Source organism: Streptomyces sp. NPDC018031, from assembly GCF_044327625.1.
Classification (GTDB): domain Bacteria; phylum Actinomycetota; class Actinomycetes; order Streptomycetales; family Streptomycetaceae; genus Streptomyces.
Genome location: NZ_JBIRFT010000028.1, coordinates 36,703 through 56,158, shown reverse-complemented (window position 1 = coordinate 56,158; position 19,456 = coordinate 36,703). Strand labels below are relative to the sequence as shown.

Sequence of the window (19,456 nt, the reverse complement as noted above, 5' to 3'; positions counted from 1 at the left end):
GTCCGTCGGGGGGGGGGGGGTTTGGCCCCCCTGCCCGCGGGGGGGGGGGGTGGGGGGGGGGGGGGGGGGGGGGGGCGGGGGGGGCGGGCGGCGCGCGCCCCCCCCCCCCCCCGACCGGGGGTTCACCGCCCGCGCGGCTGGGAGAAGCGCAGCATGTTCCCGGCGGGGTCGCGGAAGGCGCAGTCACGGACGCCGTAGGGCTGGTCGATCGGTTCCTGCAGCACTTCGCCGCCGGCGGCGCGGATCCGCTCGAAGGTCGCGTCGCAGTCGTCGGTGCCGAAGATGACCGCGCGCAGCAGGCCCTTCGCCAGCAGTTGCGCCATGGCCTCCCGGTCGGCGGACGAGGCGTTGGGGTCCGCCAGGGGCGGTTCGAGCACGATGTCCACATCGGGCTGCGACGGGGCGCCGAGAGTCACCCATCGCATTCCCTCGAATCCGACGTCCTTGCGCACCTCCAGCCCGAGAACGTCGCGGTAGAAGGCGAGGGCCTGGTCGTGGTCGTCGACGGCGATGAAGCACTGGGAAAGCGTGATGTCCATGCGTGCCACGCTACGGACGGCCGGCGGTTCCCGCTTCTCCGTTCCTGACCGGTCGCGTGTGGATCTTGGCGATGCAGGCCGGGACGGCGGCGCCCTCGTCGTGGGAACGGGCCCGGTACGCGCTCGGACTCTCGCCGACCAGTTCGGTGAACCGCGAGCTGAACGACCCCAGCGAGGTACAGCCGACCGCGAAGCAGACCTCCGTCACGGTGAGGTCGCCCCGCCGCAGCAGCGCCTTGGCCCGCTCCACGCGCCGGGTCATCAGGTAGCTGTACGGCGTCTCACCGAAGGCGGCGCGGAAACTGCGGGAGAAGTGGCCCGGTGACATGAGGGCGACGCGCGCCAGCGCCGGAACGTCGAGCGGCTCCGCGTAGTCGCGGTCCATCAGGTCGCGGGCCCGGCGCAGCCGGACGAGATCTTCCAGGGTCACCCGACCACCATCCCACAGCGCCTGCCACCGCCGGTGCCGGGCCGGCGCGGCGCCCCGGCCGCCGCCCGGCGGCAGGTCCGGGGCGGTACCTCCGGCGCCGTCCGGCGCGCGGCGGCGCGGCTCGCCGGGGGCGGCGTCCGGCCGGACGTGCGCCAGGACGGCCCGGGCGGGTCGCGGCCACCGCCGGCGGCAGCGGATTACCGGGGCGCCCGTCTCCCCGCACCCGGGTCCCGGCGCGCCCGGCGAGCGGCCCCCGCGCCGCCGGGCGCGCCGGGCGCACCTGGTCGCCGTGGCCGGGAGGCCCTCGGTGGGCCCTCAGTGCGGGGCCCCGGCGTCCGTCTCGGTGCCGCACGGGCCGCCGCCTGCGCTCGGCTCCAGCCGGAGTTCGGTGCCGTCGAGGGCGAAGGTGCGGTAGTGCCGGGAGATGCGCCGCGCGGAGCGTGGCGCGTAGTGGCAGATGAAGGACCGGCGGAACCGGTCGGTGGTGGTGTTGGGCTCGGAGCCGTGCACCAGGCTGCCGTTGAAGAACAGCACGTCCCCGGGCTCCATGTCGACCGGTACCCGGCGCAGCCCCGCGGGCGGCGGCACGTACTCGCGGGTGAAGTAGGTCGCCGGATCCGCCTCCTCGGGGCAGAACAGCTCCATCCGGTGGGTGCCCGGCACCACCTCCAGACCGCCGTTGGCCCGGTCGACCCGGTCCAGCGCGACCCAGGCGGCCAGACAGGTGCCGGGTTCCACCCTGAGGTAGAAGTTGTCCTGGTGGAGCGCCTGGCCGCGGGCGCCGGGCGGCTTGAAGTAGAACATGCTCTGGGCTGCTACCGGCTCCTCCCCCAGCAACCCGGCGACCACCCGGCCCAGGCGCGGGTCGAGCAGGTGGCGCAGCGCGAGGGCGCTGACCAGGTGCGGGTTCATCACCCGCGGATGGTCCCGGAGCGGGTCACGCGGCCCGTCCGGGTCCTGCGGCCGCGGTTCGAAGTGGCCCGGGAGCGGTCCGGCCGCGGCCAGGGCGGTGAACTCCGCGAGCAGTTCCCGGACCTCGCCGGCCGGCAGCAGACCGCGGGCCAGGGCGTATCCGGACCGGTGGAACGGAGAGGTGTCCATGACTCGACGGTAGGGACGGCGGGTCGTGCCAGGCTATGACCATGGCGTCCGAGAACCTGCCCGTGACTGCTGCGCCGCCCGCCCAGGCGCTGGTGGTGGGCCGCTTCTCGCGCGGGCACGGGTACGCGGTGCGCCGTCCGGCGGGGGCGCCGAGCTGGCTGCTGCTGTGGACGGACGGCGGCGCGGGCCGGGTCCGGCAGGGCGGCGCCGACCTCACCGTGGGCCCCGGCGACCTGGCGGTGCTGGGGCCGGGGAGCGCGCAGGACTACCGGTCGGCACCCGGCCCGGACCGCTGGTGCTTCTGGTGGGTGCACTTCCAGCCGCGCCCGGCCTGGGAGGCGTGGCTGCGGCCCTACCTGCGCGGCCGCGGGTGCTACCTGGTCCCGGGGGTCGCCCCGGGCCTGCGGCCCTGGCTGGACGGTGCGCTGCGGCGGCTGCATGCCGACGCCCGGTGGTCCGGGGAGGGGCCGCCGCCGGCCGCGGTCGCGGCGGGCCGGCGGACGGCGCCCGCGGTCGCCGCCGCACTGCCCGGGGGCCACGAACTGGCCCTGGGCGGGGTCGAGCGGGTGCTGCTGCTCGCCACCTCGGGCACCGCGGCCGTGGGCGGCGGGGACGCCCGGGTACGCCGGGCCGAGGCGCTGATCGCCGCCGATCCCGCGGCGCCGCACACGGTCGCCTCGCTCGCCGCCGCCGTCGCGCTGTCACCGTCCCGGTTCGCCCATCTGTTCACCGCCCGGACGGGCGTCAGCCCGATGCGGGCGCTGCGGGAGGCCCGGCTGCGGCAGGCGGCCCGGCTGCTGGAGACCACCGCACTGGACGTCGGCCAGGTCGCCGCGGCCTCCGGGTTCGCCAGCCCGTTCCACTTCAGCCGGGTGTTCCGGGCCCGCTTCGGGGCCTCCCCGCGCCGGTACCGCGGCGGCTGAGCTGCCGCCCGTCCCCTGCGGTCCCGCCGCCACCCGCGGTCCCGCCGGCACCGCGGCGCGGCGCGCCGGCCGCCACGGCTTCGCCGCGCTCGCCCCCGGCCGGGGGCACCGGGACGGCGAACTCGCACCACACGCATTTGCCGCTGCCCCGCGATTCCACACCCCAGACGTCGGCCAGCTGGTCCACCAGCATCAGCCCGCGGCCGGAGACGCCCGACTCACCCGGTTCGCGGCGCCTGGGGAGGGTGCTGGAGGTGTCCTCGACGTCGATCCGCAGCCGCCGCTCGGCGCCGGTCAGCATCCGTACGGTGACGATGGCCCCGCCGTCGGTGTGCAGCAGCGCGTTGGTCATCAGCTCGTCGGCGGCGAGCTCGATGTCGTCGGCGCGCTGGCCGATGCCCCACGACCGCAGCGCGGCCCGGATCATGTGCCGGGCCGAGGACAGGGCTTCCGGGTCGCCCGGGGTCACGTGCTGCTGCAGCCGTCCGGCCGCCTGCGGCCGCTCACCCCCGCGGCGGCGCAGCAGCAGCAGGGCGAGGTCGTCCTCGCCGCCGCGCTCCCCGGCGAGCGCGCACAGCGTGTCGGCCAGTGCCTCGGGGTCCTCCGGGCCCTCCTCGATGGCGCGGGTGAGCAGCTGGATGCCGTCGTCGAGGTCCGCGCCGGGCCGCTCCACGAGGCCGTCGGTGCCCAGCAGCAGGGTCTCCCCCGGCCCCAGTTCCACCGTGGTCACCGGGTACTCCAGGCGGTGGAACTCGGCCGACAGCCCCAGCGGCAGTCCGCCCGCGACCGGCAGCCGGCGGCAGCTGCCGTCGTGGTGCCGCAGCAGCGGGTCGATGTGCCCGGCCCGCACCAGGTGGGCGGTACCCCCTTGCAGGTCGACCTCCGCGTAGGCGCAGGTGGCGAAGCGGTCGGTGTCCAGTTCGTGGAGGAAGACCGAGGCCCGGGCCATCACGGTGGCCGGGGTGTGGCCTTCCGCGGCGTAGGCGCGCAGCACGATGCGGAGCTGTCCCATGACGGCGGCGGCATGGGTGTCGTGGCCCTGCACGTCGCCGATCACCACCCCGACCCGGCCGCCGGGCAGCGGGATCACGTCGTACCAGTCCCCGCCGATGTCCCGGCCCAGCCGGGCGGACCGGTAGCGGACGGCGATGTGCGCGCCGGGGACGGCGGGGATGCGGCGCGGCAGCATCGCCTGCTGGAGCCCCTCGGCGAGGTCGTGCTCCTGCTCGAAGAGCATGGCCCGCTGCAGCCCCTGGGCGATGCTGGTGCCGAGCGTGATGATCAGGTTCCGGTCCTCGGCGCCGAAGCCCTCCTTCCCGGTGTAGAGGAGGCCGAGGGCGCCGATGGGCCGGCCCTGGGCGATGAGCGGGAGGTAGGCGGCGCAGGACACGTCGAGGGGCGCGATGTGCGGCCACAGCAGCGGGTAGCACTCCGCGAACTCCTCGCGGGTGACGATGAAGCGCGGCTTGAGGGTGCGCACCACCTCGCTCATCGGGAACTGCTCGTCGACGCCGGTGTACTCGAACTCCGGAACGTTGCTGCCGATCTGCCCCTCGGCGACGATGTGGACGCGGCCTCCCTCGACGAGTCCGAGGATGACGCTGACCAGCCCGAGGTGGCCGAGCGCCTCGGCGTCCTCCAGCACGTCGATGACGTCGGAGACGGTCCGGGCGTGCGCCAGGATCGCGGTGACCCGTTCCACCACGCTGGTCTGGCGCAGCCGCTCCTCGTACAGGTCGGCCCGCTGGAGCGGGTCCACCAGCTCCTGGGTGGCCTCCCGGAAGATGCCGATGATGCGGTGCGGCCGGCCCTGGCCGTCGCGCTGGATGCTGCCCTGGGTGTGCGCCCAGACCTCGGCGCCCTCGCCGCGGCGGACCCGGACGTACGCGCTGTACCCGCCGCTGCCGTTCTTCAGGGCCTGGGAGATCCGGGCGTCCAGACGGGCGACCTCGGTGGCCGGGAGGTGGCGGCCGAGCGAGCCGGGCTGCCCGTCGTACTCCTCGGGGGTGATGCCGAGCACCCGGAGGCCCGACGGGGCCACGTACATCAGGCCGCGGTCGAGATCCCAGTCGAACCAGCCGATGCCGTTCAGGGCCAGGCTCAATTCCGGGCGGGCGGGCCAGTCGTCCGGCACCGACGCGGCGGCTGACGTCGCTCGCCGTTCAGCCATGGCCCTACTGTGCCACTGTTTGCCCGATTTTTCGATGCGACGCGGACCGCGCTGGGCCCGGCCCGTCGCACGGGCAGGGCCGTCCGGCCGGGCCGCTCACCGGTCGGGGGCGCCCGGCCACGGAACGTCCCCGGCCCGGCCCGGTGCCGTCCACCGGGCGGCGGCGCGGACGGGCACGGCCGCCCGCCCGGCGGCCGTGCCCCCGGCCGCCGCCGGGGCGGTGCGGGGAGTAGGTTGCTGACGTGCCGCGAGCGGCCGCGCCGGGCGGGCCCCCGGTCCGCTCGCCGCGCCTCTCGGGGCGACCGACACGGAGGTGGGAGACGGGATGAGGCTGACCGTGCTGGGCGGTGGCGGGTTCCGCACGCCGTTGGTGTACCGGGCGCTCCTCGACGACCCCGGGGACCGGGCGGGCCGCTGCACCGAGATGGTGCTGTACGACACCGACCGCCGGCGCCTGGACGCGATCGGCGCGGTGCTCGCCCAGCAGGCGGCCGGCCGCGCCGGCGCCCCGGCGGTACGCGCCACCACCGACCTCGACGAGGCGTTGCGGGGCGCGGACTTCGTCTTCTCCGCCATGCGGGTCGGCGGGCTGGAGGGCCGCACCCGCGACGAGCGCGTCCCGCTCGCGGAGGGCCTGCTCGGCCAGGAGACGGTCGGCGCGGGCGGTGTGCTGTACGGCCTGCGGACACTGCCGGTGGCCGTGCGGACCGCGGAGCGGATCGCCGCGGTGGCCCCGGACGCCTGGGTCATCAACTTCACCAACCCGGCCGGGATGGTCACCGAGGCGATGCGGCGGGTACTGGGCGACAGGGTGATCGGCATCTGCGACTCGCCGGTCGGGCTGTGCCGCCGGGCCGCCCGGGCGCTGGGCGCGGACCCCGACCGGGCGAGCTACGACTACGTCGGCCTCAACCACCTGGGCTGGCTGCGCGGTCTGACCGTCGGCGGCCGCGACCGGCTGCCGGAGCTGCTCGCCGACCCCGGCGCGCTGACGTCCTTCGAGGAGGGCAGGCTGTTCGGGGCGGAGTGGCTGCGGACCCTGGGCGCCGTGCCCAACGAGTATCTGCACTACTACTACTTCCACCGCGAGGCGGTCGCGTCGATCCGTTCGGCGGCGACCACCCGGGGGGAGTTCCTCCGCGACCAGCAGGCCGGTTTCTACTCGGCGGCCGCCGCTCGGCCCGAGGACGCCCTCGCGGCCTGGGAGCGGACCCGGCTGGAGCGCGAGGCGACCTACCTGGCGGAGAGCCGGGCGGCCACCGGGGGCTGGGAGCGGGACTCCTGCGATCTGGACGGCGGCGGGTACGACCGGGTGGCGCTGGCCCTGATGCGTGCCCTGGCCCGCGACGAGCGGACGACGCTGATCCTGAACGTGGCCAACCGCTCGGCGGTGCCGGGCCTGGACGACGACGCGGTGGTGGAGGTGCCGTGCCTGGTGGACGCGGGCGGCGCCCGTCCGCTGGCCACCGGTCCGGTCGCGCCGGACCAGCTGGGCCTGATGCTCTCGCTCAAGGCGGTGGAGCGGGCCGCCATCGAGGCGGCGGAGAGCGGGGAGCGGGGAGCGGCGCTGCGGGCGCTGGCGCTCCATCCGCTGGTGGACTCGGTGAACGCGGCGGACCGGATCCTGCGCGCGGCGGCGGACGGCCGGTAGCCGGGCGGCGCTTCCGGCCGGTAGCCGCCTGCCCCGGCCGGCGCGAGCGGTCGGTGGCCGGGCGGTCGGTGGCCGGGCGGTCGGTGGCCGGGCGGCCTGGGCGGCGCGGGGCCCGGCATCGGGGGAACCGGTTCGGCACCGGGGCCTTGCGGGTGACCTGCGCCACACGGTACGAATACGGAACCTGAATCCCACTCACGTTTCCGTGCGGCGCCGTGCCTCCGGTCGCGGCGCCCTCCCGTGCCGACCACCGGGACGCCCCTCCCCCCACCGCCCAGGAGACGCCCATGACCACGGAACCTCCCCTCCGGAGCAGGCGCACCGTCCTGCGCACCACCGCGCTCGCCGGTCTCGGGGCCGCCGCGGCCCACTCCGCCACCGGGCAGGGCCGGGCGGCCGCCGCGGAGCCCGGGACCGCCGCTACCGGCTCCGCGGCGACCGGGGGATACCTCGTCGGCCGCGGCCTGGCGGACGCCACCGGCGAGGTGGCCGAGGTCGGGCTGATGGGCTACGGCCGGTTCGACCAGCAGGCGGCGGGCCTGCACACCCGGCTGCGCGCGCGGGCGTTCGCCGTGGTCGACCGGGCCGGCGGCGACCGGGTGATGCTGATCGTCGCCGACTCCCCGATGATCTTCGAGAGTGTGCACCAGGCCGTCCTCCAGCGCCTCGCCGACCACTACGGCGACCTGTACACCGAGCGGAACGTACTGATCACCGCCACCCACACGCACGCCGGACCCGGTGGCCACTCGCACCACTTCCTCTACAACACGACCACCTTCGGGTTCCACCGGCAGACCTTCGAGGCGGTCACCGACGGGCTGGTGGAAGCCGCCCGGCGCGCCCACGAGGACCTGGCACCGGCCGATCTGGTGCTCACCCACGGCGAGTTGAAGGACGCCAGCGTCAACCGGTCGCGCACCGCCTTCGACCGCAACCCGGACGACATCAAGCGGCACTTCCCGGACGCCATCGACCCGCACACCACCGTGCTGCGCGTCGAGCGGGACGGGCGGCCGGTCGGCGCGGTCAACTGGTTCGCCACCCACGGCACCAGCATGTCCGGCGACAACCGTCTGGTCAGCGCGGACAACAAGGGGTACGCGGCCTACCACTGGGAGCGCGAGGTCGAGCGGGTGGACTACCTCGCCGGCGGGTCGCCCGCGTTCGTCTCCGCGTTCGCCCAGACCAACGCCGGGGACATGTCCCCCAACCTCGACCTCCGGCCGCCGACCACCCCCGAGGACTTCGCCCGCACCCGGGCCTGCGGCCTCAAGCAGTACGAGGCCGCCGCCCGGCAGCTCGGGCAGCCCGGCCGGCGGCTGACCGGCGGCGTGGACTCCCGGCTGGTCTACGTCGATCTGTCCGATGTGACGGTGCGGCCGGAGTTCACCGGCGACGGACGCAGCCACACCACCTCCACTCCGTGCATCGGGGCCTCCATGGCGGCCGGCAGCATGGAGGACGGCCCGGCCTTCCCCGGCTTCCAGGAGGGCGAGAACCCGTTCTGGGACCTGGTCTCCGACTCCCTGGTCTACACCGTTTCGCCGGAACTGCGGGAAGCCCAGGCGCCGAAGGACGTGTTCGTGCCGATCGGCGAGCTGAACCGGATCTACCCGTGGGTGCAGGAGCGGGTGCCGGTCCAGCTGGTCCGGATCGGCGGCCTCCATCTGATCGGCATCCCCGGCGAGGTCACCATCGCCGCCGGACTGCGCCTGCGCCGGACCGTCGCCGCGATCACCGGGGCCGCGCTGGACGACGTCCTGGTCGCCGGCTACGCCAACTCCTACTTCCACTACGTCACCACCCCCGAGGAGTACGACGCGCAGCAGTACGAGGGCGGCAGCACCCTGTTCGGCCGCTGGCAGCTGCCCGCGCTGCAGCAGACCGTCGCGGAGCTGGCCGAAGCCATGCGCGACGGCAGGCAGCCGCCCCCGGGACCGAAGGCGCCGGACCTGTCGGGTCGGCAGCTCGCCCTCCAGCCCGGAGTGGTCCTCGACGCGCCACCCCCGTTCCGGCGGTTCGGCGACGTGCTGACGGAGCCCCGGGAGACCTACCGGACCGGGGAGCGGGCGGAGGCGGTGTTCGCCGGTGCCCACCCCGGCAACGACCTGCACCGGGGCGGCACGTACCTGGAGATCCAGCGCCGGGTGGGCGAGGAGTGGCGCACGGTGGCCGACGACGGCGACTGGTCCACCGCCTTCCGCTGGGAGCGGGACGGTCTCGCCGCGTCCCGGGTCACCGTGTCCTGGGACGTCCCGCCCGGCGTCCCGGCCGGGCACTACCGCGTCCGCTACCACGGCGACGCCAAGGGGCTGACCGGTGGGGTGACGCCGTTCACCGGCACCTCACGCACCTTCACCGTGCACTGAGCCGTCACCCGCGGCGGCGCCCGGCCGGCGGATCCCCGCCCCGGCCGGGGGACGGGCACGGGCCGGCGGCCGCCCGGCCGGCTCACCCGCCCGCGGACCGCCCACCGTCCGCCGGCAGGCGGTCCGCGGGCGGCGCCGGCCCGGGATCCGGCTCCGGCCCGGCGCCCGCGTCGCGCGCGTACACTCCGGTCACCTCGGCCGCCACCCGCGCCAGCTCGCGCCGGACCTCCGGCGGGTCCAGCACCTCCAGGTCCGCGCCGAACTGCAGCAGCTGCCGGACCCAGCCGAGTTCGGGGTAGGCCAGCTCCGCGGTCGCCCACTCCCCCGCCGCGGCCGGCGGGCCGGTCAGCCAGCCGCCGACGATGCGCGCGAACACGTCCAGCCGGGCCGTCCGTATCCGGAGCCGCACCCGCAGGCCGCCGGGGCGCCGCTCCACCTGGCTGCGCAGGCCCGCCCAGGCGTCGGCGAGTTCCACGCCCGGCCGGCGGCGGACCGGGGCGTCCGCGACGGTCGCCGAGGCGATCCGGTCCGCCCGGAACAGCCGGGCCCGCCCGCGCCGGTCCGCCACCAGGTACCAGGTCCCGGCCTTGGCCACCAGCCCGTACGGGTCGACGGTGTAGCCGCGCGGCCGGGTCTCGCCGCTGTGCCGGTAGCGGATGCGCAGCCGCCGGTCGCTGACGACCGCGGCGTGCAGCACGTCCACCTCGGCCGCCGGGCGCGGTCCGGCGAGCCAGCGGTCCGGGTCCACGAGGATGCGGCGGCTGGTGGTCTCGGCGGCCGGACGGTGCGGGGCCGGCAGCGCGGCCATCACCTTGCGCAGCGCCGAGTCCAGCGCCCCGTCGAGTCCCAGGGCCCGGTGCGCGCCCTGGGCGGTCAGGACGAACAGCGCCCGCGCCTCGTCGGCGGTCAGCCCGGTGACATCGGTGCGGAAGCCCGGCAGCAGCGCGATGCCGCCGTGCCGCCCGCGCTCGGAGTAGACCGGCACCCCGGCCGCCGACAGCGCTTCGACGTCACGGTAGATGGTGCGCGGCGAGACCTCCAGGCGCTCGGCGAGTTCGGCGGCCGGGACCCGGCCGCGGGTCTGCAGGAGCAGCAGGATCGACAGGAGACGGTCGGATTTCACCTCGCACACACTGCCGGACCCCGCCGCACTACCGCGCCCCGGAGGGTCTGCGGAAAACTTGACGGCAGTTGTCATATTAGGGCGGGAGCCTCGTCCTCGTGAGCACGCCGACGGCGCCCTCCGGGCTCCGCCGGCCTGCGTGCGGCAATCCGGCACCACCACGGAGGATGAGACGTTGACGAACCGAGCAGAGCCGACCGCACCCCCCGCCCGCCCCGCCGCCGACGGCTTCGCCGCGGCCGTCGCGGACCTCGCCGGCCGGGTGGCCGGGCCGGTGTTCCGGCCCGGGGAGGAGGGCTACGACAGCGAACGCTCCGGCTTCCAGACGGGGCTGCGGCACGAACCGGCGGTGATCGTCGGGGCCCGCGGGGCCGCCGACGTCCGGGCCGCCGTCGCCTTCGCCGTCGCGCAGGGACTGCCGGTGGGCGTCCAGGCCACCGGGCACGGCCTGCCCGCCGCCGCGGCGGACGGCGTCCTGATCAGCACCCGCCGGATGACCGGGGTCCGGGTGGACGCGCGGAACCGCACCGTACGGTTCGAGGCCGGGGTGCGCTGGGAGCAGATCGTGCCCGAGGCGGCCGGGCACGGGCTGGCCCCGCTGAGCGGCTCGGCACCGCACGTCGGGGCGGTCTCCTACACCCTGGGCGGCGGACTGGGGCTGCTGTCCCGCCGGTTCGGCTACGCCGCCGACCATGTCCGCCGGATCGAGGTGGTCACCGCGGACGCCCGGCTGCGGACGGTGACCCCGGACCAGGAGCCCGACCTGTTCTGGGCGCTGCGCGGCGGGGCGGCCAACTTCGGCGTGGTGACGGCGATGGAGGTGGACCTCTTCCCGGTGTCCCGGGTCTACGGCGGCCGGCTGGTCTTCGACGCGCCGCTGCCGGAGGACGTGCTGGGCGCCTACGCCCGCTGGACCCGGACCGTGCCGGAGGAGCTGTCCTCGTCGGTGGGCCTGCTCGCGTTCCCGGACGATCCCGAGGTCCCCGAACCGTTCCGGGGCCGCTACACGGCGCACGTCCGGATCGCCTACACCGGTGACCCGGCGGAGGGCGAGCGGCTGGTCGCCCCGCTGCGCGCGCTCGGCCCCCGGCTGCTGGACGACCTGCGCGACATGCCGTACAGCGAGTCCCACACCATCTACACCGATCCGACCCGGCCCCACCCCTACCGGGGCGACAACGCGCTGCTGCGCGAACTGGACGCGGGTCAGCTGCGCGAGGTGCTGGCGCTGACCGGGCCGGGCGCGCGGATCCGCTGCGTGCTCCAGGTGCGCCATCTGGGGGGCGCGCTCGGCCGCCCGCCGGCGGTGCCGAACGCCGTGGGGCACCGTGACGCGCGCTATCTGCTGAGCGCCCTGGCGATTCCGGGCGAGGGCGGGGTGGCGGAACTGCGCGCCGTGCAGCGCCAGGTGTTCCGGGCGGTGGCACCGGCGACCGTCGGCCGGTCGCTGAACTTCCTCTACGGGGTCGGCGGCCCTGACGACGCGGAGCCCGGAGACGGCGCCGGGGCAGCCGCGCGCGGCCTCTACGAGCCCGCGGACCTGCGCCGGCTGACCGAACTCAAGGAGCGGTACGACCCGGCGGGCACCTTCCGGCTCACCTACCGCGTGCCACCGGCCGGCTGACGGCGCGGCGGCACGGCCGCCCGCGGCCCGCGCGCCCGGCCGGCGGCCGCGGGCCGGGCGCCGCCGCGCGGGGCCCGGGCCCCGGCCCGGCCGGGGTCAGGCCGGGGTCAGGCCGGGGTCAGGCCGGGGGTCCGTGCGCAGCACCGGGCGCAGCGCCTCCAGCACCTCGGCGTCCTCGATGGTGGAGGGGGCGGGTTCGTCGCGCCCCTCGGCGATGGAGCGCATCGTCTTGCGCAGGATCTTCCCCGAGCGGGTCTTGGGCAGCGCGTCGACGACCGAGACCTGGCGGAACGCGGCCACCGGTCCGATGTCCCGGCGCACCGCCGCCACCAGTTCGGCGCGGAGCGTGGCCTCGTCGATGTCCGCGCCGGCCTTGAGTACCACCAGGCCGCGCGGCAACTGCCCCTTGAGGGCGTCCCGCACCCCGATGACCGCGCATTCGGCGACCGCGGGGTGCGCGGCGAGCACGGCCTCCATGGCGCCGGTGGACAGCCGGTGCCCGGCCACGTTGATCACGTCGTCGGTGCGGCCCATCACGAACAGGTAGCCGTCCTCGTCGAGGTAGCCCGAGTCGCCGGTCAGGTAGTGCCCGGGGAAGCGGGAGAGGTACGCCTCGGTGTAGCGGGCGTCGTCGCCCCACAGGGTGGGCAGGGTGCCGGGCGGCAGGGGCAGCCGGATGGCGATCGCGCCCTCGGTGCCGGCCGGGAGCGGCTCGCCCTCGGGGTCGAGGATCCGTACGTCGTACCCGGGTACGGGCACGGTCGCCGATCCGGGCTTGACCGGCAGCGGTTCCAGGCCGCGCGGGTTGGCGGCGATCGGCCAGCCGGTCTCGGTCTGCCACCAGTGGTCGATCACCGGGACGCCGAGGCTGCGGTGCGCCCAGTGGTAGGTCTCGGGGTCCAGCCGCTCCCCGGCGAGGAAGAGCGTGCCGAAGCAGGACAGGTCGTACTTGGCGGTCTCGCCGGCCCGGGGGTCGAGCCGCTTGATGGCGCGCAGCGCGGTCGGGGCGGTGAACAGCGCCTTGACCCGGTGCTCGGCGATCACCCGCCAGAAGGCACCGGCGTCCGGGGTGCCGACCGGCTTGCCCTCGTAGAGCACGGTGGTCGCCCCGGTCAGCAACGGGCCGTAGACGATGTAGGAGTGGCCGACGACCCAGCCGACGTCGGAGGCGGTCCACCACACGTCGCCCGGCCCGACGTCGTAGACGGCACCCATCGACCAGGCGAGGGCGACGGCGTGACCGCCGTTGTCGCGCACCACGCCCTTGGGCTTCCCGGTGGTGCCGGAGGTGTAGAGGATGTACAGCGGGTCGGTCGCCGCCACCGGTACCGGGTCGGCCGGGACGGCGTCCGCCAGCAGGTCCTGCCAGTCGCGGTCGCGCGGGCCGAGGACGGCCGGGGCGGCCTCGCGTTGCAGCACCACGACGGTGTCCGGCTGGTGTCCGGCCATCTCCAGGGCCGCGTCGATGATCGGCTTGTACTCGACGGTCCGGGACGGCTCGATGCCGCAGGAGGCGGCGACGATCACCCGGGGACGGGCGTCGTCGATGCGCGCCGCCAGCTCCTTGGGCGCGAAACCGCCGAACACCACCGAGTGCACCGCGCCGATGCGGGCACAGGCCAGCATCGCGACGACCGCTTCCGGCACCATCGGCATGTAGACGACCACCCGGTCGCCCTTGGTCACCCCGAGTCCCCGCAGCGCTCCGGCGAAGCGGGCCACCTCGTCGCGCAGCCCGCGGTAGCTGTAGTGGCGTCGGGTGCCGGTCACCGCGGAGTCCCAGATCAGCGCGGTCCGGTCGCCGTGACCGGCCACCACGTGCCGGTCCAGGGCGTTGTGGCAGGTGTTCAGTTCACCGTCGGGAAACCAGCGGTACAGCGGCGCGGCCGCGGAGTCCAGGGCGCGGGTGGGCTGCCGGGTCCAGTCGACGGCCTTGGCCGCCTCCAGCCAGAACTCGTCGGGGTCGGTCACGCTGCGGCGGTGGGTTTCGGCATACGCGCCCATGTACGGGCCTCCCGTGGTCGAGATCGTCCGAGCCGCGGGCGCTCTCGCCGCGGGCTCTCATGATGGCTCAACTCCCCTGGCGGGGCGGGCGGCACACTCGGCGCGGACCGCGGGCGCGGAGGCCGACGGCGCGGAGGCCGACGGCTCGGAGGCCGACGGCTCGGAGGCCGACGGCTCGGAGGCCGACGGCTCGGAGGCCGACGGCTCGGAGGCCGACGGCTCGGAGGCCGACGGCTCGGGGCGCCCGTGACGTGCCGTCACGGGCGCCCGCGGTCGGTCAGGGAACCTCGGGCAGGTCGAGGTCCGGGGTGGGAACGTCGATGTCGGGCGTCGGAACCTCGGGCGTGGGCACCTTGATGTCCTTGACGCTGTCGCTGATGACCTCCTTGAAGAGGCGCTCCAGCGTCTTGTCGTCGAGGCCCTTGCAGGAGGCGGGCTTGTCCTTGCTCCCCTCGGCGCCGGCCTTCATCTGCTCCGCGATGGCCTTCTTGCAGGCCGCGGCGTCTCCCTCGGAATCGTCGCTACAGGCGCTCAGCGACAGCACGAGAGCTGCAGCTATGGCTGCGATGGGCATGGCGCGCATGGGTCCCCCTTGGTGGTGGCGTGCAGTGTGCGGGGCGCACTGTACCGGTAACCGCGAGGTCGGCGCGTCCACGGCCGCGGCGGCGGACCCGGACATGCCGACGGGCTCCGCCGCCCGGCCGGTGGCGGAGCCCGTCGGGCGGGTGGTCAGTCGAGGCTGGTCGACCAGGCGTAGTAGTCGTTTCCGGTCTGCGAGCTGTAGTCGGTGTAGACCGCCTGGCCGGTGCCCGGCGAAGTCCGGAGATAGGTCGGGTAAGCGGAGCGCAGCGTGCCCACGTTTCCGGAGGCGTAGACGAATTCCCAGTGCTGACCCCGGGCGTTGTCATTGCACGCGGAAGTCCAGACCGCGTTCGCCTTCTCCGGGGTGCCGGACTCGTAGTCCGTGGCCAGACACTTTCCGGTGGCCCGATTGGCGAGCATGTCGTGCTGCGGACCGGTCCAGTACCAGTCCTGGTACTGACTGGTCCCGCTGCAGACGGTCTCGAAGGCGACATCGCTGTTGCCACCGGTGAGGCAGCCGCGGACCGCGTTGTCGAACGACCAGTAGGTCGCCGCGGCACCGCGCTGCTGACCAGGGGTTTCCATGGTGGCGGCGGACGCCGCGACCGGCAGGGCGAAGGTCAGCGCACCCGCCGCGCACACCGCGCCGAGGATGCGGCCCGCCGCTCGGCGGCCACTCCCGACCCCGGTCCCGCCCCGGCGGCCGGCCTTTCGGGTGCCTTCCTCATGGACATCACGCATGTTCTCTCCTCCGATTCGGAATTGCTCCGGGTAGCCCGTGGAAAATCAAACGGGATGGCCGTGCGCAATCTTTTCGACATGTGTGGTTCTACTGGAGTTCACCGGTCGGCCGGTTCCGGCACTTCTTCGGTCGCCTCGGAATTCCCAGGCGCCTCGTCGAGGCTCACATATTCACACCGGGAACAGCAACGGGCTTTATTCGATTGTCCGGAACATATTGTTTCATTTGCCGTCGGCGGCCTTGCGCTTTCCGGCCCGCACCCCGGCCCGCCCGGCGCCGCGGCCCGCCGCCGGACCCGGTTCCGGCGGCTGCTCCGGCGGGATTCCAGGCCATGCTCCGGCGGCTGCTCCGGCCGGATTCCGGGCCATCGACGCCACCGGCCCCGGGCTCCCCGATACGGACCCGGTACGGATACGTGGAAAACCCGTGACGTACGCGCCGCCGGACGCGCGCCGGGGGGACGGTGCAGTCCGCCGCCGACCGGGCGGCGCGTCGCGCGTCCGGACGGCGGCGGTGCGTGACCACCGGCTCCCGCCGGCACCGGATCCCTCCGCGCCGACGCATGGGCCCGGCCCGCACGCCGCCGGGTGCGGCGGGCCCGCCGCACCGCGCCGGCCGGCGGTGTCCACCGGCCGGATTCCGCGGGTCCCGCCGCCCGCGAGGCCGTCCGGGGAGGCCGCGCCCGGGCCCTGACGGACGGCCCGGACGGCCCGGGCCGTATTTAAACGGGTATGGGTGAGACCCGGGCCCCGGATATGCGCACCGCCGCTCGCGCCCTAGGTTGACCACTGATGGCCGGGCCGGTCCCGGCGGAAGCCCCCGGCCCACCGGGCGGGAGCCTCCCCCGCGGCCGGCCCCGGGAACGAGCACGACAGCGCTACGCAGGGAGATGGCGTCATGGCCAAGCCCTACTTCCAGGTCCACGTTCCGATCAGGAGCACCGTCCAGCCCGAGCGGCACGGCATCCACGTCCTCACCGGCCCCGCCGACACCGCCCCGCAAGCCGTGCGTATCGCACGGGAGGCGTGCGACGCGGCACTCGCCGCGCGGGCGGCGGGGCTCGGCGTCCCGCACCGGCGGCTGGACGGCTGGGGAGCCCGCGGGGTGCGTCCCGGCTGGGTGCCCGACTGGGCGGCCGCGACGGTGGTCCGCTGGGATCTCTGCGCCTTCCGTACGCCGTACCACGCATCGCTCCGCCCCCGGTCGGACCGCCCGGCCACGCGTTGACCGGCGGCGGGCCGCGGAACCCGCCGCGTCCCGGGCTATCCGGGCACGATCAGGGCCGGTGCCGGCCGAGGTCGTGGCGGGAGAGGGTGCCGGTCTTGCGCATGGCGCGGGCGATGTGCTGTTCCACCGTCCGGGGGGAGAGGTGGAGGGTGGCCGCGATCTCCCGGTTCGTCAGCCCGCTCGCCGCCAGTTCCGCCACCTCGCTCTCCCGGGGCGAGAGTTGGTCGGCGTGCGAGGGGCGGCCGGGTCTGCGCCCCCGCTCGGCCGGCTGGTACGCGCGCAGCAGCGCCCGGGCCCGGGCGGCGTCCCAGACGGCACCGAGTTCGCCGAACTGCCGGGCGCAGGCCTCCAGTTCGGCGACGGCGCGCGCGGTGCCGGCAGGTTCCGGGCCGGCCTCCCCGGCCGTGTCCGGCGCTCCGGCGGAGCCGGCGGCGGTGTCCGGCACGGAGTCCGGCACGGAGTCCGCCGTGTCCGCCCGGTCCGGCGGCGCGGTCCGCGCCGTCAGCAGGCAGCGCGCCGCCCCTTCCGCGGTCAGCGCCCGGGCGTAGGGCCGAGGCAGCGCCCCGTAGGCCTCCGCGGCCTCCCGGTACAGCTCCGCGGCCTGCCGCGGGGCTTCCTCCGCCTCCGCCAGCACGGCGCGGCTCCAGGCCAGCGCGGCCCGGGCGGCGGGCGCCTGACGGTCCTCGATGCCCTCGGCGAAGTCCCGCACCGCGGCGCGGGCCGCGGTCAGGTCGCCGGCCCGGGCGATCGCCTCCACCGCCCAGGGGGCGAGTTCCGCGGCCCATACCCACACGCCCTTGCCTGCCATCTCCGACCAGGCCCGGCGGGCCCGTTCCGCCGCGGCGGGCAGTTCCTGGCGGGCCAGCGCGAGGCGGACCAGCGCGCCGGACGCGGCCGCGGCCAGCGGGGTGGGCATGGTCGCCGGCCCGGGAGCACCGGGCCCGGACAGCCAGGACAGCGCTGTCCCCCAGTCCCCTTGGGCGAGCGCGAGCAGCCCCCGCACCATGCGGGCGTCGGAGGCCAGGACCGGCATGTCGGCGGTCGCGGCGACGAACCTCTCGCACCGCTCGGCCAGCCCGGCCCAGCCGCCGGTCCACCACTCCAGCAGCAACCGGGTCCCCAGCGCGGTGTGCTCGGTGTAGTGGGCGCCGCTCCTGGCGGCCAGGTCCAGGCCGCCCGCCAGCAGCTCCTCCGCCCGCTGGTCGAAGCCGAGCCAGACCGCGGAGTCCGCGGCGTTGCACAGACCGCGCGCGGCGTGCTGGCGGCACACCGGGTCCGGACTGTCCGTGGGCAGTGCCTCGACCAGCTCCCAGGCGTCCCGGTCGCCGCAGCACATGGCGAGCGAGGCGCGGTTGGCGGCGGTCGCGGCACGGACCGCGTCGTCCCCGCTCGCGTCCGCGGCCTCGAGGGCCTTGTGCAGCCACCTCTGGTGGACGTCGATCCCGGGGCCTGGCCAGTAGGGCATGGCCAGGGCCGCCATCGCCCGCCCGGCCAGGCCGGGGCGCACGTCGATCAGTTCCGCGGCGGCGACCTCCAGCTCCCGCCACCCGGTGCCGAAGTCACCGACCTGGTTGCACAGCATCAGCCCGAGGTCGAGGCGGAGTTCACCGCGCACGGCCACGGGCAGCCCCGCGTCCCGGACGATCTGCGTCAGCACCTCGACGGTCTGGTCCGAGCGCAGTCCGACGACGGCGCTGCGGGCCAGCAGCGGCGCCAGCCGGGCGCGGGCCCGCGGCGGGACCGAGGAGGCCGCGAGGGTCCGCTCCAGCAGGGCGATCGCCTCCTGGTGCCGGCCGGACTCCGCGGCCTGCCGGGCGGCCTTCTCCACCGCCCGCAGCCAGCCGCGGCCGCGCCCGGCGGCTCTGCGGTGCCCGGCCACCGCGGCCCACGGGACGGGCTGGGCACGGGTCAGCACTTCGGCCGCCCGGCCGTGCAGTTCCTGGCGGACCGGCCCGGGCAGCGACGCGTGCACGGCTCGGGCGGCGAGCGGGACGGCGAACCCGTAGCGCCCTTCGTCCGGCTCCGCCAGCGCCGCTCCCGCGAGGGCCGCCAGCAGGGCGTCCCGGCCCCGCTCCGGGCCGAGTCCCGCCACCGCGAGCAGCTCGTCCCGGCCGGCCGGGTCGCCGAGTACGGCGGCCGCCCAGACGACCGGCCGGTGTTCCGGGGGCAGGGCGTACATCCGGCCCAGCACCAGTTCGGCCTGCCGGACCGGCACCCCGGCCGCGTCCACGTCGTCGGCCGTGCACGGGTCCCCGGCGCGCTCCCGCACCACCGACAGCAGGTCCACCACCACCTGGGGCACCCCACCGGACCGCTCGCGCAGCCTGCCGACCGCCTCCGCGGTGCAGCGGTCGCCCAGCGCCTCCTGCGCGGCCCGGCGGACCCGGTCCTCGTCCCAGGGCTCCAGCCGGTGCCGCAGCACGCTGAGCCCGGGCGGGTAGGCCACCGCCGGTGCGCCCAGCGGCAGACCGGGGGTGTCCAGGTCCTCGGGGCGGTAGGCGAGCAGCGCCGCCAGACCCGGCCAGGGCCGCTCCAGCAGGTGCCGCAGCCGTCCCCGCTCCGTCTCGTCCGCCCGGTGCACATCGTCCACCAGCAGCAGCACCGGTCCCTCCCGGCGTTCCTGCTCCGGCCACGCTCCCGCACCGCCGCAGCGCCACACCAGCCGGGTCGCGTCCGCCGCCTCCGGCAGGGCGCCCGCCGCCTCGAGCAGGTGGCTCTTCCCCATGCCCGCCGCGCCCTCCACCAGCACCGCCAGCGGTCCGGCCGCACCGCCCGCCAGCGCCCTCCGCACCCCGGGCCGCCAGCTGAATTCGTGCCCCGTGCCCACGCCACCGCCCCATCGTTCTCGGCTTCCGTCCCCCGGCGCTCCCGGCGCCCCGGGGGTCTCCTGAATAGAGCAGGAAAGCCCTCGTCACAAGTGCAATGCCGGACCGTTGTCCGCGCAAACGCCGCCCCGGGCACGGCCGGC

At 75.9% G+C, this 19,456-nt stretch carries 15 protein-coding genes; 6 read left to right on the top strand and 9 right to left on the bottom strand.

Going from position 1 to position 19,456, the window contains the following annotated elements:
- Positions 1 to 122: 122 nt before the first annotated feature.
- From ACH4B3_RS32840 to ACH4B3_RS32830, 3 genes are all read right to left on the bottom strand, one after another.
- Positions 123 to 539: a VOC family protein gene (locus ACH4B3_RS32840; protein ID WP_398469197.1), complete on the bottom strand. Its 417-nt coding sequence runs from the start codon at positions 537 to 539 to the stop codon at positions 123 to 125.
- Between the two features lie 10 nt (positions 540 to 549).
- Positions 550 to 969, bottom strand: coding sequence for a helix-turn-helix domain-containing protein (locus tag ACH4B3_RS32835; protein WP_398469195.1), 420 nt, complete (start codon positions 967 to 969; stop codon positions 550 to 552).
- Between the two features lie 315 nt (positions 970 to 1,284).
- The gene (locus ACH4B3_RS32830; protein WP_398469193.1) at positions 1,285 to 2,070 is read right to left on the bottom strand and encodes a phytanoyl-CoA dioxygenase family protein; all 786 of its coding nucleotides are present in this window, start codon (positions 2,068 to 2,070) and stop codon (positions 1,285 to 1,287) included.
- Positions 2,071 to 2,111: 41 nt separating this feature from the next.
- Between ACH4B3_RS32830 and ACH4B3_RS32825 the strand changes: the two genes are divergently transcribed.
- The gene (locus ACH4B3_RS32825; RefSeq protein WP_398469191.1) at positions 2,112 to 2,993 is read left to right on the top strand and encodes a helix-turn-helix domain-containing protein; all 882 of its coding nucleotides are present in this window, start codon (positions 2,112 to 2,114) and stop codon (positions 2,991 to 2,993) included.
- Here the strand turns inward: ACH4B3_RS32825 and ACH4B3_RS32820 are convergent.
- Positions 2,935 to 5,163: a SpoIIE family protein phosphatase gene (locus ACH4B3_RS32820; RefSeq protein ID WP_398469189.1), complete on the bottom strand. Its 2,229-nt coding sequence runs from the start codon at positions 5,161 to 5,163 to the stop codon at positions 2,935 to 2,937. The two genes, ACH4B3_RS32825 and ACH4B3_RS32820, sit on opposite strands and share 59 nt — an antisense overlap.
- Positions 5,164 to 5,488: 325 nt before the next feature.
- On the opposite strand from ACH4B3_RS32820, the gene ACH4B3_RS32815 reads away from it, so the two are divergent.
- Both ACH4B3_RS32815 and ACH4B3_RS32810 read left to right on the top strand, forming a co-directional pair.
- Positions 5,489 to 6,814: a 6-phospho-beta-glucosidase gene (locus ACH4B3_RS32815; RefSeq protein WP_398469187.1), complete on the top strand. Its 1,326-nt coding sequence runs from the start codon at positions 5,489 to 5,491 to the stop codon at positions 6,812 to 6,814.
- 287 nt (positions 6,815 to 7,101) lie between these two features.
- The gene (locus ACH4B3_RS32810; RefSeq protein WP_398469185.1) at positions 7,102 to 9,186 is read left to right on the top strand and encodes a neutral/alkaline non-lysosomal ceramidase N-terminal domain-containing protein; all 2,085 of its coding nucleotides are present in this window, start codon (positions 7,102 to 7,104) and stop codon (positions 9,184 to 9,186) included.
- Between the two features lie 82 nt (positions 9,187 to 9,268).
- Here ACH4B3_RS32810 and ACH4B3_RS32805 read toward each other — a convergent pair whose 3' ends face one another.
- Positions 9,269 to 10,309: a helix-turn-helix transcriptional regulator gene (locus ACH4B3_RS32805; protein WP_398469183.1), complete on the bottom strand. Its 1,041-nt coding sequence runs from the start codon at positions 10,307 to 10,309 to the stop codon at positions 9,269 to 9,271.
- 175 nt (positions 10,310 to 10,484) lie between these two features.
- On the opposite strand from ACH4B3_RS32805, the gene ACH4B3_RS32800 reads away from it, so the two are divergent.
- Positions 10,485 to 11,933 (top strand): FAD-binding oxidoreductase, encoded by a 1,449-nt coding sequence (locus ACH4B3_RS32800; protein ID WP_398469181.1) that lies wholly within the window; start codon positions 10,485 to 10,487, stop codon positions 11,931 to 11,933.
- A gap of 96 nt (positions 11,934 to 12,029) precedes the next feature.
- Here ACH4B3_RS32800 and ACH4B3_RS32795 read toward each other — a convergent pair whose 3' ends face one another.
- Positions 12,030 to 13,937 carry a propionyl-CoA synthetase gene (locus ACH4B3_RS32795; protein WP_398469179.1) on the bottom strand — a complete coding sequence of 636 codons (1,908 nt, stop codon included), beginning with the start codon at positions 13,935 to 13,937 and terminating at the stop codon, positions 12,030 to 12,032.
- Between the two features lie 13 nt (positions 13,938 to 13,950).
- Here ACH4B3_RS32795 and ACH4B3_RS32790 point away from each other — a divergent pair, with 13 nt between their 5' ends.
- Positions 13,951 to 14,187, top strand: coding sequence for a hypothetical protein (locus ACH4B3_RS32790; protein ID WP_398469177.1), 237 nt, complete (start codon positions 13,951 to 13,953; stop codon positions 14,185 to 14,187).
- Between the two features lie 27 nt (positions 14,188 to 14,214).
- On the opposite strand, the gene ACH4B3_RS32785 is transcribed toward ACH4B3_RS32790, so the two are convergent.
- Positions 14,215 to 14,520 carry a hypothetical protein gene (locus ACH4B3_RS32785; protein WP_398469175.1) on the bottom strand — a complete coding sequence of 102 codons (306 nt, stop codon included), beginning with the start codon at positions 14,518 to 14,520 and terminating at the stop codon, positions 14,215 to 14,217.
- A 146-nt stretch (positions 14,521 to 14,666) separates the two neighbouring features.
- Complete coding sequence (locus ACH4B3_RS32780; protein ID WP_398469173.1) at positions 14,667 to 15,260, bottom strand: RICIN domain-containing protein; 594 nt, start codon at positions 15,258 to 15,260, stop codon at positions 14,667 to 14,669.
- Between the two features lie 898 nt (positions 15,261 to 16,158).
- On the opposite strand from ACH4B3_RS32780, the gene ACH4B3_RS32775 reads away from it, so the two are divergent.
- Positions 16,159 to 16,488, top strand: a complete 330-nt coding sequence (locus ACH4B3_RS32775; RefSeq protein ID WP_398469171.1) for a hypothetical protein — start codon at positions 16,159 to 16,161, stop codon at positions 16,486 to 16,488.
- A gap of 49 nt (positions 16,489 to 16,537) precedes the next feature.
- On the opposite strand, the gene ACH4B3_RS32770 is transcribed toward ACH4B3_RS32775, so the two are convergent.
- Entirely contained in the window at positions 16,538 to 19,315 is a 2,778-nt protein-coding gene (locus ACH4B3_RS32770) for a LuxR C-terminal-related transcriptional regulator (protein ID WP_398469169.1), read from the bottom strand.
- Positions 19,316 to 19,456 lie beyond the last annotated feature (141 nt).

What these genes read in the sequence shown, in the direction of transcription:
- ACH4B3_RS32840 (WP_398469197.1), bottom strand. Translation starts at nt 539, where the DNA reads ATGGACATCACGCTTTCCCAGTGCTTCATCGCCGTCGACGACCACGAC.
- ACH4B3_RS32830 (WP_398469193.1), bottom strand. Translation starts at nt 2,070, where the DNA reads ATGGACACCTCTCCGTTCCACCGGTCCGGATACGCCCTGGCCCGCGGT.
- ACH4B3_RS32825 (WP_398469191.1), top strand. Translation starts at nt 2,112, where the DNA reads ATGGCGTCCGAGAACCTGCCCGTGACTGCTGCGCCGCCCGCCCAGGCG.
- ACH4B3_RS32820 (WP_398469189.1), bottom strand. Translation starts at nt 5,163, where the DNA reads ATGGCTGAACGGCGAGCGACGTCAGCCGCCGCGTCGGTGCCGGACGAC.
- ACH4B3_RS32815 (WP_398469187.1), top strand. Translation starts at nt 5,489, where the DNA reads ATGAGGCTGACCGTGCTGGGCGGTGGCGGGTTCCGCACGCCGTTGGTG.
- ACH4B3_RS32810 (WP_398469185.1), top strand. Translation starts at nt 7,102, where the DNA reads ATGACCACGGAACCTCCCCTCCGGAGCAGGCGCACCGTCCTGCGCACC.
- ACH4B3_RS32795 (WP_398469179.1), bottom strand. Translation starts at nt 13,937, where the DNA reads ATGGGCGCGTATGCCGAAACCCACCGCCGCAGCGTGACCGACCCCGAC.
- ACH4B3_RS32785 (WP_398469175.1), bottom strand. Translation starts at nt 14,520, where the DNA reads ATGCGCGCCATGCCCATCGCAGCCATAGCTGCAGCTCTCGTGCTGTCG.
- ACH4B3_RS32780 (WP_398469173.1), bottom strand. Translation starts at nt 15,260, where the DNA reads ATGCGTGATGTCCATGAGGAAGGCACCCGAAAGGCCGGCCGCCGGGGC.
- ACH4B3_RS32775 (WP_398469171.1), top strand. Translation starts at nt 16,159, where the DNA reads ATGGCCAAGCCCTACTTCCAGGTCCACGTTCCGATCAGGAGCACCGTC.